This is a genomic window from Pseudomonas sp. B392_1p, from assembly GCF_052245235.1.
In the GTDB taxonomy this organism is placed as follows: Bacteria; Pseudomonadota; Gammaproteobacteria; order Pseudomonadales; family Pseudomonadaceae; genus Serpens; species Serpens gallinarum.
This window is the reverse complement of sequence record NZ_JBQPXM010000023.1, coordinates 1-15,816: the sequence shown is the minus strand read 5'-3', so window position 1 is coordinate 15,816 and position 15,816 is coordinate 1. Positions and strand designations below refer to the sequence as shown.

Below are 15,816 nucleotides of genomic sequence, written 5' to 3'. Positions count from 1 at the left end.
GGGCCGTCAGCAGCCGAGCAGACCAGGATCGCGCCGTCCATCTGGGCAGCACCGGTGATCATGTTCTTCACATAGTCGGCGTGACCCGGGCAGTCAACGTGCGCGTAGTGACGGGTCGGGGAATCATATTCAACGTGCGAAGTGTTGATGGTGATACCACGAGCCTTTTCTTCCGGCGCGTTGTCGATCTGGTCGTAACCCTTGGAAGTACCACCGCTGCCGAATACTTCGGCGCAGACGCGGGTCAGGGCTGCGGTCAGCGTGGTCTTGCCATGGTCAACGTGACCGATGGTGCCAACGTTGAGGTGCGGTTTGCTACGTTCAAATTTTTCTTTAGCCACGACAGTAAACTCCTAGCGTAAAGGATGATTAACCTTGTTTTTTGGTGAGCGCTTCGACGATGTTCGACGGAGCTTCGGAGTACTTGGAGAACTCCATGGAATAACTGGCACGGCCCTGGGACATGGAACGAACGTCGGTCGCATAGCCGAACATTTCACCCAGCGGCACTTCGGCACGAATTACCTTGCCAGAAACCGAGTCATCCATACCCTGAATCAGACCGCGACGACGGTTCAGGTCACCCATCACGTCACCCATGTAGTCTTCAGGGGTTACCACTTCGACCTTCATGATCGGCTCAAGAACAACACCGCCGCCTTTCTGGGCAAGTTGCTTGGTCGCCATGGAAGCCGCGATCTTGAACGCCATTTCGTTCGAGTCGACGTCGTGGTAAGAGCCATCGAACACTTCAGCCTTCAGGCCCAGCAGCGGATAACCGGCGACAACGCCGTTTTTCATCTGCTCTTCGATGCCCTTCTGGATCGCAGGGATGTATTCCTTCGGAACCACACCGCCCACAACCTTGTTTTCAAACACCAAGCCTTCCTGACCTTCGTCAGCCGGCGAGAAGCGAATCCAGCAATGACCGAACTGGCCACGACCACCGGACTGGCGAACGAACTTACCTTCGATCTCGCAGCTCTTGGTGATCTTTTCACGGTAAGAAACTTGCGGCTTACCGATGTTGGCCTCGACGTTGAACTCGCGACGCATACGGTCAACCAGGATGTCCAGGTGAAGCTCACCCATCCCGGAAATGATCGTCTGGCCGGTTTCTTCGTCGGTCTTCACGCGGAAAGACGGGTCTTCCTGAGCCAGGCGGCCCAGCGCGATACCCATTTTTTCCTGGTCAGCCTTGGTCTTCGGCTCCACGGCAACCGAGATCACCGGCTCCGGGAAATCCATACGCTCAAGGATGATCGGCTTGTTGATGTCGCACAGGGTGTCACCTGTGGTCACATCTTTCATGCCAATCAGCGCAGCGATGTCGCCCGCGCGCACTTCTTTGATTTCCTGGCGCTCGTTAGCGTGCATCTGCACCATACGGCCGACGCGCTCTTTCTTGCCCTTGACCGAGTTGATCACCGAGTCACCGGAGGCCAGAACGCCCGAGTAGACACGAGCAAAAGTCAGCGTACCGACGAAGGGGTCGGTTGCGATCTTGAACGCCAGAGCCGCGAACGGAGCTTCGTCAGAAGCCACGCGCTCATCGGTCTCCTCTTCGTTGTCCGGATTGGTACCCTGGATCGGCGGGATTTCAGTCGGCGCCGGCAGGTAGTCGATCACGGCATCGAGAACCAGGGGCACGCCCTTGTTCTTGAAGGAGGACCCACAGACAGCCGGAACGATTTCACCGGCGATGGTACGCTGACGCAGACCAGCCTTGATTTCCTCGACGGAAAGATCGCCTTCCTCGAGGTACTTGTTCATCAGCTCTTCGTTGGCTTCGGCAGCTGCCTCTACCAAGTTCGAGCGATACTCTTCGGCTTGTGCCTGGAGCTCTGCAGGAATGGCTTCGTAACGGGGAGTCATGCCCATATCGGACTCATCCCAGTACACAGCCTGCATGCTCATCAGGTCGATCTGACCCTTGAAGTTCTCTTCGGCGCCGATCGGCAGCTGAAGCGGTACCGGGGTGTGACCCAAGCGCTGCTTGATCTGACCGACCACACGCAGGAAGTTGGCACCCTGACGGTCCATCTTGTTGACGTAGACAACGCGCGGCACGCCGTACTTGTTGGCTTGACGCCATACGGTTTCCGACTGCGGCTCAACGCCGGAAGTACCACAGAAGACCACCACCGCGCCGTCCAGCACGCGCAGCGAACGCTCTACTTCAATGGTGAAGTCCACGTGACCGGGGGTGTCGATCACGTTGACGCGGTACTTGTCGAACTGCTTCTGCGAGCCCTGCCAGAAAGCGGTCACAGCGGCGGAGGTGATGGTAATACCACGCTCCTGCTCCTGCACCATCCAGTCGGTGGTACTGGCACCATCATGGGTCTCGCCCATTTTATGGTTTACGCCGGTGTAAAACAGAATCCGCTCGGTCGTAGTGGTTTTACCGGCATCCACGTGCGCGCAGATGCCAATGTTACGGTAGCGGTTGATTGGGGTAGTACGGGCCACAATTAGGTCCTCGTAAATAGAGCGCTTGAATTAGAAGCGGTAGTGCGAGAACGCCTTGTTGGCTTCTGCCATGCGGTGCACGTCTTCACGCTTCTTCACTGCAGCTCCCTTGCCCTCGGAGGCATCCATGAGTTCGCCAGCCAGACGCAGAGCCATGGATTTTTCGCCACGCTTGCGCGCGCTATCCACCAACCAGCGCATAGCCAGGGCATTTCGACGGGACGGACGAACTTCAACCGGAACCTGGTAAGTCGCACCGCCAACACGGCGGGACTTCACTTCGACCAGCGGAGCGATGGCGTCGAGAGCTTTTTCGAAGATCTCCAGGGGATCGCTGTTCTTGCGGGTTTTGACAGTGTCCAGAGCACCGTAAACGATGCGCTCGGCCACGGCCTTCTTGCCGCTTTCCATCACGTGGTTCATGAATTTGGCGAGAATCAGGCTTCCGTATTTCGGATCGTCCAGAATCTCACGCTTGGCTGCTACACGACGTCTTGGCATTGATAAGCCCTCAAACGGTCTTCAGGTTAGCCCGGAACGATAACGCCTTGGTTACGTCCGACCTTACTCTTATCGACTCAATTAAATATAAAGCTGAATTACTTCGGACGCTTGGCGCCGTACTTGGAACGACCCTGCTTACGATCCTTGACACCTGAGGTATCCAGGGAACCGCGCACGGTGTGGTAACGAACACCCGGAAGGTCCTTTACACGGCCGCCGCGAATCAGCACAACACTGTGCTCTTGCAAGTTGTGGCCTTCACCGCCGATGTACGAGGAAACCTCGAAACCGTTGGTCAGACGTACGCGGCAGACTTTACGCAGTGCCGAGTTCGGTTTTTTCGGGGTGGTGGTATACACGCGGGTGCACACGCCACGACGTTGCGGGCAGTTCTGCAGCGCCGGCACGTCGGATTTCTCGACGATGCGCTTGCGCGGCTGACGCACCAGCTGGTTGATAGTTGCCATCTACTAGCTCCACTGTTGTCTTTCGACGCTATCGCTTTCCAAAGAAAGCAAAATGGCAGAGCGACGCGCCCTGCCAAATTTAGGGGTGCATGAGTCTAAAGAGACTGCAAGTTCCCGTCAAGGCAAAGCCCGGGCGAGTTTCGCCCGGGCTTTACACTCAGTTTCCGCTGGAGTTCAGCGCCTCGGTCAGAGCTGCCTCGACCTCGTCGGCACTCACGCGCAGCGGCTTGTCCAACTCACGGCGACGCTTGCGCTCGCTGTGATAGGCCAGACCGGTACCGGCCGGGATCAGACGACCCACAACGACGTTTTCCTTCAAGCCGCGCAGGTAATCGCGCTTGCCGGTAACGGCCGCCTCGGTCAATACGCGGGTGGTTTCCTGGAAGGATGCCGCGGAAATGAACGACTCGGTGGACAACGAAGCCTTGGTAATACCCAGCAGTACGCGAGTGAACTTGGCAATGAATTTGTCTTCGGCTGCCAGACGCTCGTTTTCGCGCAGCACTGCGGTCAGTTCCATCTGGTCGCCCTTGATGAAACTGGAATCACCCGACTCGGCAATTTCAACCTTGCGCAGCATCTGGCGCAGGATGGTTTCGATGTGCTTGTCGTTGATTTTCACACCCTGCAGGCGATAAACGTCCTGAATCTCGGTGACGATGTAGCGCGCCAGTGCACTGACACCCAGCAGACGCAGGATATCGTGCGGATCGCTCGGGCCGTCGGAGATCACTTCGCCCTTGTTCACTTGTTCGCCTTCGAAGACGTTGAGGTGACGCCACTTCGGAATCAGTTCCTCGTACGGATCGCTGCCATCGGTTGGAGTAATGACCAGGCGGCGCTTGCCCTTGGTTTCCTTGCCGAAGGAGATGGTTCCGCTGATTTCAGCCAGAATCGATGCTTCCTTCGGACGACGCGCTTCGAACAGGTCGGCAACGCGCGGCAGACCACCGGTGATGTCGCGGGTCTTCGAGGTTTCCTGGGGAATACGCGCGATGACGTCACCGACACCGATTTGCGCACCGTCCGCCACACCGACCAACGCGTTGGCGGGCAGGAAGTACTGCGCCATTACGTCGGTACCCGGCAGCAGCAGGTCCTTGCCATTCTCATCAACCATCTTGATCGCCGGACGGATGTCCTTGCCGGCGGCCGGACGATCCTTGGCATCAAGCACCTGGATGTTGGTCAGACCGGTCAGTTCGTCGGTCTGGCGCTTGATGGTGATGCCCTCCTCCATGCCGACGAAGGTCACGGTACCCTTCATTTCGGTCACGATCGGGTGGGTGTGCGGGTCCCATTTGACCACTACAGTACCGGCATCGACCTTGTCGCCTTCCTTGACGGAAATGACCGCACCATAGGGCAGCTTGTAGCGCTCGCGCTCACGACCGAAGTCGTCGGCTACCGCCAGCTCACCGGAACGTTCCACGACGACGATGTTGCCGTCGGCACGTACTACGTGCTTGATGCTGTGCAGGCGAATGGTACCGCCGTTTTTCACCATCACGTTGTCGACGGCCGAAGTCCGGCTTGCCGCACCACCGATGTGGAAGGTACGCATGGTGAGCTGGGTACCCGGCTCACCGATGGACTGGGCAGCAATTACACCGACCGCCTCACCAATGTTGACCTGGTGACCACGAGCCAGATCGCGACCGTAGCACTTGGCGCAGATGCCGTAGCGGGTTTCGCAGGTGATCGGCGAACGCACGACCACTTCGTCGATACTGTTGCGCTCGATGAACTCAACCCACTTCTCATCGACCAGGGTGCCAGCCGGCACAATGATCTCATCGCTACCCGGCTTCGGTACGTCCTTGGCAATCACACGGCCCAGCACGCGATCACCCAGCGCCTCGACGACGTCACCGCCTTCGATGTGCGGAGTCATCAGCAGACCTTGCTCGGTGCCGCAATCAACCTCGGTCACTACCAGGTCCTGCGCCACGTCGACCAGGCGACGGGTCAGATAACCGGAGTTAGCGGTCTTCAGTGCGGTATCCGCCAGACCCTTACGAGCGCCGTGGGTGGAAATAAAGTACTGGAGTACGTTCAGCCCTTCACGGAAGTTTGCGGTGATCGGCGTTTCGATGATGGAACCGTCCGGCTTGGCCATCAGGCCACGCATACCAGCCAGCTGACGGATCTGCGCGGCGGAACCACGCGCACCGGAGTCGGCCATCATGTACATGGAGTTGAACGATTCCTGCTCGACTTCGTTACCGTCGCGATCAATAACCTTGTCCTTGGACAGGTTGGCCATCATCGCCTTGGAGACTTCATCGTTGGCCTTCGACCACAGGTCGATCACCTTGTTGTACTTCTCGCCCTGGGTTACCAGGCCGGAGGCATACTGGGCTTCGATTTCCTTCACTTCGTCGGTGGCGGCATCGATGATGCGAGCCTTCTCGTCCGGAATCTCGAAGTCATTGACGCCGATGGACACGCCGGAAATCGTCGAATAGGCAAAACCGGTGTACATCAACTGGTCGGCGAAAATCACGGTGTCCTTCAGACCAACCGTGCGGTACGCCTGGTTGATCAGCTTGGAGATCGCTTTTTTCTTCATCGACTGGTTGACGACGTCGTAGGACAGGCCTTTAGGCACGATCTGGAACAGCAGCGCACGACCAACGGTGGTATCTACAATGCGAGCATTCTCGACCAACGAGCCGTCTTTCTGCTTGATGGTTTCATGGATACGAACCTTGACCTTGGCGTGCAGCGACGCTTCACCGGCGCGGAACACCCGATCGACTTCCTGCAGGTCGGCGAACACGCGACCCTCGCCCTTGGCATTGATGGACTCACGGGTCATGTAGTACAGACCCAAGACCACGTCCTGTGACGGCACGATGATCGGCTCGCCGTTGGCGGGCGACAGTACGTTGTTGGTGGACATCATCAGCGCGCGCGCTTCCAGCTGGGCTTCCAGCGTCAGCGGCACGTGTACGGCCATCTGGTCACCGTCAAAGTCGGCGTTGTACGCGGCGCAGACCAGCGGGTGCAGCTGGATGGCCTTGCCTTCGATGAGGACCGGCTCGAACGCCTGGATACCCAGACGGTGCAGGGTCGGCGCGCGGTTGAGCAGTACGGGGTGTTCGCGAATGACTTCGGCGAGGACGTCCCAGACTTCCGGCAATTCACGCTCGACCATCTTCTTGGCAGCCTTGATGGTGGTCGCCAGACCACGCATTTCCAGCTTGCCGAAAATGAACGGCTTGAACAGCTCAAGAGCCATCTTCTTCGGCAGACCGCACTGGTGCAGGCGCAGGGTCGGACCCACGGTAATCACGGAACGACCGGAGTAGTCCACGCGCTTACCCAGCAGGTTCTGACGGAAGCGACCTTGCTTACCCTTGATCATGTCGGCCAGGGACTTCAGCGGACGCTTGTTCGAGCCGGTGATGGCGCGACCGCGACGGCCGTTATCCAGCAGGGCATCAACCGCTTCCTGCAGCATGCGCTTTTCGTTACGCACGATGATGTCCGGAGCGGACAGGTCGAGCAGGCGCTTCAGACGGTTGTTACGGTTGATCACGCGACGATACAGGTCGTTCAGATCGGAGGTCGCGAAGCGGCCACCATCCAGCGGAACCAGCGGACGCAGGTCCGGCGGCAGCACCGGCAAAACGGTCAGAACCATCCACTCAGGCAGGTTGCCCGACCCCTGGAAGGCTTCCATCAGTTTCAGTCGCTTGGACAGCTTCTTGATCTTGGTTTCCGAGTTGGTCTGCGGAATCTCTTCGCGCAGGCGGCCGATCTCGTGCTCCAGATCAATGGCGATCAGCAGCTCGCGAACGGCTTCGGCACCCATGCGGGCATCGAAGTCATCGCCAAATTCTTCAAGGGCTTCGAAGTACTGCTCATCGTTCAGCAGCTGACCCTTTTCCAGGGTGGTCATGCCCGGATCGATCACCACGTAGCTTTCGAAATAAAGCACGCGCTCGATGTCACGCAGGGTCATGTCCAGTAGCAGGCCGATACGGGACGGCAGCGACTTCAGGAACCAGATGTGGGCGACCGGCGAGGCCAGTTCGATGTGCGCCATGCGCTCACGACGAACCTTGGCCAGGGCCACTTCCACGCCACACTTCTCGCAGATTACGCCGCGATGCTTGAGGCGCTTGTACTTACCGCACAGGCACTCGTAGTCCTTGACCGGGCCAAAGATCTTGGCGCAGAACAGACCATCGCGCTCAGGCTTAAAGGTACGGTAGTTGATGGTTTCCGGCTTTTTTACTTCGCCGAAAGACCAGGAACGGATCATCTCAGGCGAAGCCAGACCGATACGGATCGCATCGAACTCTTCAACCTGACCCTGGTTTTTCAACAGATTCAGCAAGTCTTTCAAGGCCTTTCCTCCTCACGGACCTGCGGCGACCGGCTGTTGGCCGGGCGCCGCATAGGCGGTGCGTGTTATTCGGTTTCCAGTTCGATGTCGATACCGAGCGAGCGGATTTCTTTGATCAGCACGTTGAAGGACTCGGGCATGCCGGCCTCCATGCGGTGATCGCCGTCCACGATGTTCTTGTACATCTTGGTTCGGCCGTTCACGTCGTCCGATTTCACGGTCAGCATTTCCTGCAGCGTGTAGGCGGCGCCATAGGCTTCCAGCGCCCAGACTTCCATCTCCCCGAAACGCTGACCACCGAACTGCGCCTTACCGCCCAGCGGCTGCTGAGTGACCAGGCTGTAGGAACCGGTGGAACGCGCGTGCATCTTGTCGTCGACCAGGTGGTTCAGCTTGAGCATGTACATGTAGCCGACGGTGGTCGGACGCTCGAACTGGTTACCGGTGCGACCGTCGATCAGGCGCATCTGACCGCTTTCCGGCAGATCGGCAAGCTTGAGCATCGCCTTGATCTCATGCTCCTTGGCGCCGTCGAACACAGGCGTGGCCATCGGCACACCCTGACGCAGGTTGTGTGCGAGATCGAGAATTTCCTGATCGCTGAAGCTTTCCAACTCTTCCTTCTTGCGACCGCCGATATCGTTGTAGATCTGGCCGAGAAACTTGCGCAGGTCAGCGACCTTGCGCTGCTCTTCGAGCATCAGATTGATCTTGTCGCCCAAGCCCTTGGCCGCGAGGCCCAGGTGGGTTTCCAGGATCTGACCAACGTTCATACGCGACGGTACGCCCAGCGGGTTGAGGACGATATCCACCGGTGTGCCGTTGGCATCGTGCGGCATGTCTTCGACCGGCATGATCACCGAGACCACACCCTTGTTACCGTGGCGACCGGCCATCTTGTCACCCGGCTGGATGCGACGCTTGATCGCCAGGTAAACCTTGACGATTTTCAGCACGCCCGGTGCCAGGTCGTCGCCCTGCTGCAGCTTGCGCTTCTTGTCTTCGAACTTGTCATCGAGCAGCTGACGACGGTCGGAAATGTAGGCCTGGGCCTTTTCCAGCTGCTCGTTCAGTGCATCTTCAGCCATGCGCAGCTTGAACCACTGACCACGCTCCAGCCCGTCAAGCACCTCGTCGGTGACCTTGGCACCCTTCTTCAGGCCAGCACCGCCTTCAACGACAGCGCCGACCAGAGCGGCACGCAGACGCTCGAAGGTCGCACCTTCGACAATGCGGAACTCTTCGTTGAGGTCCTTGCGGATCTCGTCGAGCTGCATCTTCTCGATGGCCAGAGCACGGGAGTCGCGCTCCACGCCATCACGAGTGAAGACCTGAACGTCGATGACGGTACCCTTGGTGCCAGTCGGCACACGCAGGGAGGTGTCCTTCACATCGGAAGCCTTCTCACCAAAGATCGCACGCAGCAGCTTTTCTTCCGGTGTCAGCTGGGTTTCGCCCTTCGGCGTGACCTTGCCAACCAGGATATCGCCAGCGCCGACTTCAGCGCCGACATACACGATGCCTGCTTCGTCCAGCTTGTTTAGCGCCGCTTCACCCACGTTCGGGATGTCCGCGGTGATTTCCTCTGGGCCAAGCTTGGTATCGCGCGCCACACAGGTCAGTTCCTGAATGTGGATAGTGGTCAGGCGATCTTCCTGAACAACACGCTCGGACAAGCAGATGGAGTCTTCGAAGTTGAAGCCATTCCACGGCATGAATGCCACGCGCAGGTTCTGACCCAGGGCCAATTCGCCCATGTCGGTGGACGGACCATCCGCCATGATGTCGCCGCGCGAAACCGAGTCACCCTTGCTGACCAGCGGACGCTGGTTGATGCAGGTGTTCTGGTTGGAACGGGTGTACTTGGTGAGGTTGTAGATATCCACACCGGCTTCACCGGTTTCAACTTCATCATCATGCACGCGCACAACGATTCGGCTGGCATCGACCGAGTCGATGACGCCGCCACGACGGGCCACGACGCAGACACCGGAGTCACGGGCGACGTTGCGCTCCATGCCAGTACCTACCAGGGGCTTGTCGGAGCGCAGGGTCGGCACAGCCTGACGCTGCATGTTCGAACCCATGAGTGCACGGTTGGCGTCATCGTGCTCCAGGAATGGAATCAGCGAAGCAGCTACGGACACCACCTGACGCGGCGACACGTCCATCAGGGTCACGTCTTCGGGAGCCTTGACGGTGAACTCGTTGAGGTGACGGACCGTTACCAGTTCGTCAGTCAGCATGTTCTGCTCGTTCATGGTCGCCGAAGCCTGGGCGACCACGTGATCAGCCTCTTCAATGGCGGACAGGAACACGATCTCGTCGGTCACCTTACCTTCCTTGACCACCCGGTATGGGCTTTCCAGGAAGCCGTACTTGTTAGTACGCGCGTAGGCTGCCAGGGAGTTGATCAGACCGATGTTCGGACCTTCCGGCGTTTCGATCGGACACACACGGCCGTAGTGAGTCGGGTGTACGTCGCGGACTTCAAAGCCTGCGCGCTCACGGGTCAGACCGCCCGGGCCAAGTGCGGAAACACGGCGCTTGTGGGTGATTTCAGAGAGCGGGTTGTTCTGGTCCATGAACTGCGACAACTGGCTGGAACCGAAGAACTCCTTCACCGCCGCCGCAACCGGCTTGGCGTTGATCAGGTCTTGCGGCATCAGGCCTTCGCTTTCAGCCATGGACAGACGTTCCTTGACCGCGCGCTCAACACGCACCAGGCCAACACGGAACTGGTTTTCAGCCATTTCGCCGACACAACGCACACGGCGGTTGCCGAGGTGATCGATGTCATCAACGATGCCCTTGCCGTTACGGATATCGACCAGGGTCTTCAGCACATCAACGATGTCTTCCTTGCTGAGCACGCCCGAACCTTCGATCTCGGTACGACCGATCCGACGGTTGAACTTCATGCGGCCCACGGCAGACAGATCGTAACGCTCAGCGCTGAAGAACAGGTTATTGAACAGCGTTTCAGCGGCATCCTTGGTCGGCGGCTCGCCGGGACGCATCATGCGGTAGATCTCGACCAGAGCTTCCAGCTGGTTGCTGGTGCTGTCGACCTTCAAGGTGTCGGAGATGAACGGACCGCAGTCGATTTCGTTGGTGTACAGCGTTTCAAAGCGCACAACTTGCGCCTTGCCGATCTGCACCAGCAGTTCGGTGGTCAGCTCGGTGTTGCACTCGACAACGATTTCACCGGTAGCCGGATGCACGATGGCCTTGGCCGTGGTGCGACCCAGCACGTAGTCCAGCGGAACCTGAAGTTCCTTGATACCGGCCTTTTCGATCTGGTTGATGTGGCGCGCGGTAACCCGGCGGCCTTGCTCAACGATGACCTTGCCGTTCTCATCCTGGATGTCGAACGCGGCAATTTCGCCACGCAGACGCTGGGGCACCAACTCCAGGCTCAGACCATCGCCCTTGATCTGGAACACGTTGGTCGAATAGAAGGCGTCGAGGATTTCCTCGGTGCTGTAACCCAGGGCGCGCAAAAGCACCGAAGCCGGCAGTTTGCGGCGACGGTCGATGCGCACGAACACTGCGTCCTTCGGGTCAAACTCGAAGTCCAGCCAGGAGCCACGATAGGGAATGATGCGCGCGGAGTACAGCAGCTTGCCCGAGCTGTGAGTCTTGCCGCGATCGTGGTCGAAGAACACGCCCGGCGAGCGGTGCAGCTGAGAAACGATGACACGCTCGGTACCGTTAATGATAAAGGTACCGTTTTCGGTCATCAGGGGGATTTCCCCCATGTAAACTTCTTGTTCCTTGATGTCCTTGATCGCTTTATTCGACGATTCTTTGTCGAAAATGATCAGGCGCAGTTTTACCCGCAGCGGGACGGCAAATGTTACGCCACGCAGCACGCACTCTTTGACATCAAAGGCCGGCTCACCCAGGCGATAGCCTACGTATTCCAGAGCGGCGCTGCCGGAATAGCTGATGATCGGGAAAACGGATTTGAAGGCCGCATGAAGGCCAACGTCGCGGAACTGGTCTTTGCTTGCCCCCGCCTGCAGGAATTCGCGATACGAATCCAGCTGGATGGCCAGGAGGTAGGGCACATCCATCACGTCCGGCAACTTGCTAAAGTCCTTGCGGATACGTTTTTTCTCAGTGTATGAGTAAGCCATCAGCGTTCCCCAGCTTGGTCACCTGCTTGTTTGGCTTCTCCCGACGGGAGCAGCCAGAAACTCGTGCAGATCATGATCTGCGCCACCTATATGGTGGTGTCACAGGCAGCCTGCATTCGCAAGCCGCCTATAACGGAAAAAGGCCGGTGGCATTAGCCACCAGCCATCAGCCTTGTGCGAGACGCTCAGGCTGTAGACGCAAGGTCGCGCTTACTTGAGCTCGACCTTGGCGCCTGCTTCTTCCAAGGACTTCTTGGCAGCTTCGGCTTCTTCTTTCGAAACGCCTTCCTTGACGATGCCGGGAGCGCTGTCAACAACAGCCTTGGCTTCTTTCAGGCCCAGGCCGGTCAGTTCACGAACAGCCTTGATCACGTTCACTTTCTTGTCGCCAGCTTCGGCCAGGAAAATGGTGAACTCGGTCTGCTCTTCAACTACGGCAGCGGCAGCAGCCGGGCCAGCGGCAGCGGCAGCGGCAGCGGTAACACCGAACTTCTCTTCCATCGCCTTGATCAGTTCAACGATCTGCATGACGGACATTTCGGAAACGGCGTTGATGATATCTTCGTTGGTCAGAGCCATGACTCTAGTTCCTGTATTGGGGTGACGGCCTTACGGCCATCGAATTAAACGAATAACGTCGAAAAAGTATGCGGGGCCTTGTTAGGCGGCCACGCCTTCTTTCTGGTCACGAATAGCCGCCAGAGTACGAGCCAGCTTGCTGGTAGCGCCTTGAATCACGCTCATCAGCTGCGAAACAGCTTCGTCATAGGTCGGCAGAGTTGCCAGCACGTCGATCTGATTGGCTGCGATGAACTGACCCTCGAACGCAGCGGCCTTGATCTCGAACTTGTCCTGACCCTTGGCGAACTCTTTGAAGATACGAGCGGCAGCGCCCGGATGTTCGGTAGAGAAAGCAATCAGGGTCGGGCCTTTGAACACGTCGTTGAGCACATCATACGGAGTGCCTTCAACGGCGCGCTTGAGCAGGGTATTACGTACGACACGCACGTATACGCCAGCTTCGCGGGCCTCTTTACGGAGTCCGGTCATGGCCCCTACGGTCACGCCACGGGCATCAGCCACGACAGCGGACAGGGCAGTTTTGGCAGCCTCGTTGACTTCAGCGACGATGGCCTTCTTGTCTTCGAGTTTAATTGCCACGGGTTCACTCCTGGATGTTACCGGTTCATCCGATCGAAATCGGACGTCGTTTTGGTGTCTGATTCGGTAAAGAATCGGGAGCACCATCTGCGTAGGCTTTCGTGTTTAAGGCTTGCGCCGCCTACGGTCTTGGATAGCCCCCGCCAGGCAGGGACCCCAATACCTGCGCAGCGGGAAAGCCCGCTGCGACTTCAAACTTACGCCTCGAACGACGCCTGGTCGATTTGCAGACCCGGGCCCATGGTGCTGCTCAGCGTTACGCGCTTCACATAGACACCCTTGGAAGTGGATGGCTTGAGGCGACGCAGATCGGCCAGCAGGGCTTCAACGTTCTCTTTCAGCTTGGCGGGTTCGAAATCAACCTTGCCAATAGAGGTGTGAATGATGCCGTTCTTGTCAGTACGAAAGCGTACCTGACCAGCCTTGGCATTCTTCACGGCAGTAGCGACGTCAGGGGTTACAGTACCAACCTTCGGGTTCGGCATCAGGCCGCGCGGACCGAGGATCTGACCCAACTGACCAACGACACGCATTGCATCCGGGGAAGCAATGACGACGTCATAGTTCAGGTCGCCGCCCTTCATTTCGGCAGCCAGGTCGTCCATACCAACGCGATCCGCACCCGCAGCCAGAGCAGCTTCGGCAGCCGGACCTTGAGTGAACACGGCTACGCGCACGCTCTTGCCAGTTCCGTTCGGCAGCACGGTAGCACCACGAACGACCTGGTCTGACTTACGCGGATCAACGCCCAAGTTGATAGCAATATCAACGGACTCTTTGAACTTGATGGTGGACAGCTCAGCCAGTAGGGCAGCTGCTTCTTCGAAAGCATACTGCTTGCCTGCCTGAATCTTTTCGGCAATTGCCTTCTGGCGCTTGGTCAGCTTAGCCATTACACACCCTCCACGTTCAGGCCCATGCTGCGAGCGGAGCCAGCAATGCTACGCACGGCAGCGTCCAGGTCAGCGGCAGTCAGATCTGCTTGCTTGGTTTTAGCGATCTCTTCCAGCTGAACACGAGTCACGGTGCCGACTTTCTGGGTGTTAGGACGAGCGGAACCAGCGGTGATGCCTGCCGCCTTCTTCAGCAGCACGGCTGCCGGAGTGCTCTTGGTTTCAAAGGTAAAACTGCGGTCGCTGTAAACAGTGATAATCACTGGAGTCGGCAGCCCAGGCTCCTGGCCTTGGGTACGGGCATTGAATGCCTTGCAGAATTCCATGATATTGACACCGTGCTGACCCAGTGCCGGACCCACTGGCGGCGACGGGTTAGCTTGACCTGCCTTAACTTGCAGCTTGATATAAGCCGTAATCTTTTTAGCCATTTCTTACTCCACTTACGGGTACGTGCGCCTGAAGGCTCCCCGGTTGCTTACGCGTATATCCCAGTGACGACAAAACCCCGCAACCCATTTAGCTGCGGGGTAAGGGATCTGCGAGCCAGTTAAGCCTTCTCGACCTGACTGAACTCCAACTCCACTGGCGTGGAGCGTCCAAAAATGAGAACAGCCACGTGTATCCGACTTTTCTCGTAATTGACTTCTTCGACAACACCGTTGAAATCTGCGAACGGCCCGTCAACGACACGCACCGTCTCACCCGGCTCAAACAGCGTCTTGGGCTTGGGTTTATCACCACTATCGGCAACACGACGCAGGATCGCCTCGGCTTCCTTTTCGGTAATCGGCGCGGGCTTGTCTGCCGTACCACCAATAAAACCCATGACGCGAGGCGTATTCTTGATCAAATGCCAAGCCGCCTCACTCATCTCCATCTGGACAAGAACGTAGCCCGGAAAGAATTTACGCTCGCTCTTGCGCTTTTGCCCGTTGCGCATCTCCACCACTTCTTCGGTGGGGACGAGGATCTCGCCGAACTCATCTTCCATGCCGGCCAGCCTGACACGCTCGATCAGCGAGCGCATGACATGCTTCTCGTAACCCGAGTAAGCATGCACCACGTACCATCGCTTAGCCACGGAGCACCTTTAACCTACGATCAACGAAACAACCCAACCCAACAGCGAATCAAGCCCCCACAACAACAGCGCCATCACAAGAACGACAGCCACAACGATCAATGTTGTTTGAGTGGTTTCCTGACGGGTCGGCCATACGACCTTGCGAATCTCGACACGAGCCTCTCGAGCCAGCACGTGAAAAGCGCGCCCTTTCGTCGTTTGCAGCCCGACGAAAATAGCTCCAGCAGCAAGAACCAACAGAACCAGAACGCGATATAGAACAGGCTCAGCCGCAAAATACTGATTACCAACTACGCCGATCACCACCAAAGCAGCCACAAAAAGCCATTTCAGCAGATCAAAGCGACTCTCTTTGGCTTCAACCCTGGCGTTCATCTGTTTAGATCCTGTTTAAAAAATGCCAGATTCTCAACTTAAGGAATCTGGCAGGCCAGGAGGGAATCGAACCCCCAACCTGCGGTTTTGGAGACCGCCGCTCTGCCAATTGAGCTACTGGCCTAGAACTCGAATCAGGCCGGCAATTATGCCGACCTGAAGACCCAAAATCAACCGATTACTCGATGATCTTGGCAACCACGCCGGCGCCTACGGTACGGCCGCCTTCGCGAATCGCGAAACGCAGACCGTCTTCCATGGCGATCGGAGCGATCAGGGTAACAACCATCTTCACGTTGTCGCCCGGCATCACCATCTCAACGCCTTCCGGCAGTTCGCAGTTACCGGTGACGTCAGT

At 57.8% G+C, this 15,816-nt stretch carries 13 protein-coding genes and 1 tRNA gene; all 14 read right to left on the bottom strand.

The window, feature by feature from the left end; genetic code table 11:
- Positions 1-341, bottom strand: a 341-nt coding sequence (locus tag ACTV8E_RS20440; protein ID WP_443200664.1) for a GTP-binding protein, incomplete at its 3' end; no start/stop codon positions are given.
- A gap of 28 nt (positions 342-369) precedes the next feature.
- Entirely contained in the window at positions 370-2,472 is a 2,103-nt protein-coding gene (gene fusA / locus ACTV8E_RS20435; protein ID WP_251837776.1) for an elongation factor G, read from the bottom strand.
- Between the two features lie 30 nt (positions 2,473-2,502).
- The gene (gene rpsG / locus ACTV8E_RS20430; RefSeq protein ID WP_251837777.1) at positions 2,503-2,973 is read right to left on the bottom strand and encodes a 30S ribosomal protein S7; all 471 of its coding nucleotides are present in this window, start codon (positions 2,971-2,973) and stop codon (positions 2,503-2,505) included.
- A 98-nt stretch (positions 2,974-3,071) separates the two neighbouring features.
- Positions 3,072-3,443, bottom strand: a complete 372-nt coding sequence (rpsL, locus tag ACTV8E_RS20425) for a 30S ribosomal protein S12 (protein ID WP_251837778.1) — start codon at positions 3,441-3,443, stop codon at positions 3,072-3,074.
- A 157-nt stretch (positions 3,444-3,600) separates the two neighbouring features.
- Positions 3,601-7,800, bottom strand: a complete 4,200-nt coding sequence (gene rpoC, locus ACTV8E_RS20420) for a DNA-directed RNA polymerase subunit beta' (protein WP_251837779.1) — start codon at positions 7,798-7,800, stop codon at positions 3,601-3,603.
- Between the two features lie 65 nt (positions 7,801-7,865).
- Positions 7,866-11,942, bottom strand: a complete 4,077-nt coding sequence (rpoB, locus tag ACTV8E_RS20415) for a DNA-directed RNA polymerase subunit beta (RefSeq protein ID WP_273535367.1) — start codon at positions 11,940-11,942, stop codon at positions 7,866-7,868.
- 210 nt (positions 11,943-12,152) lie between these two features.
- The gene (gene rplL / locus ACTV8E_RS20410) at positions 12,153-12,521 is read right to left on the bottom strand and encodes a 50S ribosomal protein L7/L12 (protein WP_251837781.1); all 369 of its coding nucleotides are present in this window, start codon (positions 12,519-12,521) and stop codon (positions 12,153-12,155) included.
- Between the two features lie 81 nt (positions 12,522-12,602).
- Positions 12,603-13,103: a 50S ribosomal protein L10 gene (rplJ, locus tag ACTV8E_RS20405; RefSeq protein WP_251837782.1), complete on the bottom strand. Its 501-nt coding sequence runs from the start codon at positions 13,101-13,103 to the stop codon at positions 12,603-12,605.
- Between the two features lie 197 nt (positions 13,104-13,300).
- On the bottom strand, positions 13,301-13,996 hold the full coding sequence (gene rplA / locus ACTV8E_RS20400; protein WP_443200663.1) for a 50S ribosomal protein L1: 696 nt from the start codon (positions 13,994-13,996) through the stop codon (positions 13,301-13,303).
- Positions 13,996-14,427 carry a 50S ribosomal protein L11 gene (rplK, locus tag ACTV8E_RS20395; RefSeq protein WP_251837784.1) on the bottom strand — a complete coding sequence of 144 codons (432 nt, stop codon included), beginning with the start codon at positions 14,425-14,427 and terminating at the stop codon, positions 13,996-13,998. The genes rplA and rplK overlap by 1 nt, the downstream gene beginning before the upstream one ends.
- Positions 14,428-14,546: 119 nt before the next feature.
- Positions 14,547-15,080, bottom strand: a complete 534-nt coding sequence (nusG, locus tag ACTV8E_RS20390) for a transcription termination/antitermination protein NusG (protein ID WP_251837785.1) — start codon at positions 15,078-15,080, stop codon at positions 14,547-14,549.
- Positions 15,081-15,089: 9 nt separating this feature from the next.
- Positions 15,090-15,458 carry a preprotein translocase subunit SecE gene (gene secE, locus ACTV8E_RS20385; protein ID WP_443200662.1) on the bottom strand — a complete coding sequence of 123 codons (369 nt, stop codon included), beginning with the start codon at positions 15,456-15,458 and terminating at the stop codon, positions 15,090-15,092.
- Positions 15,459-15,506: 48 nt separating this feature from the next.
- A tRNA-Trp gene (locus tag ACTV8E_RS20380) sits at positions 15,507-15,582 on the bottom strand.
- Positions 15,583-15,636: 54 nt separating this feature from the next.
- Positions 15,637-15,816 (bottom strand): EF-Tu C-terminal domain-related protein (locus ACTV8E_RS20375; RefSeq protein ID WP_443200185.1); only part of this gene is annotated, 180 nt, incomplete at its 5' end.

Bases quoted from the DNA above. Each gene is read 5' to 3' on its own strand.
- rpsG (WP_251837777.1), bottom strand. From the start codon at position 2,973: ATGCCAAGACGTCGTGTAGCAGCCAAGCGTGAGATTCTGGACGATCCG.
- rpsL (WP_251837778.1), bottom strand. From the start codon at position 3,443: ATGGCAACTATCAACCAGCTGGTGCGTCAGCCGCGCAAGCGCATCGTC.
- rpoB (WP_273535367.1), bottom strand. From the start codon at position 11,942: ATGGCTTACTCATACACTGAGAAAAAACGTATCCGCAAGGACTTTAGC.
- rplL (WP_251837781.1), bottom strand. From the start codon at position 12,521: ATGGCTCTGACCAACGAAGATATCATCAACGCCGTTTCCGAAATGTCC.
- rplA (WP_443200663.1), bottom strand. From the start codon at position 13,996: ATGGCTAAGCTGACCAAGCGCCAGAAGGCAATTGCCGAAAAGATTCAG.
- rplK (WP_251837784.1), bottom strand. From the start codon at position 14,427: ATGGCTAAAAAGATTACGGCTTATATCAAGCTGCAAGTTAAGGCAGGT.
- secE (WP_443200662.1), bottom strand. From the start codon at position 15,458: ATGAACGCCAGGGTTGAAGCCAAAGAGAGTCGCTTTGATCTGCTGAAA.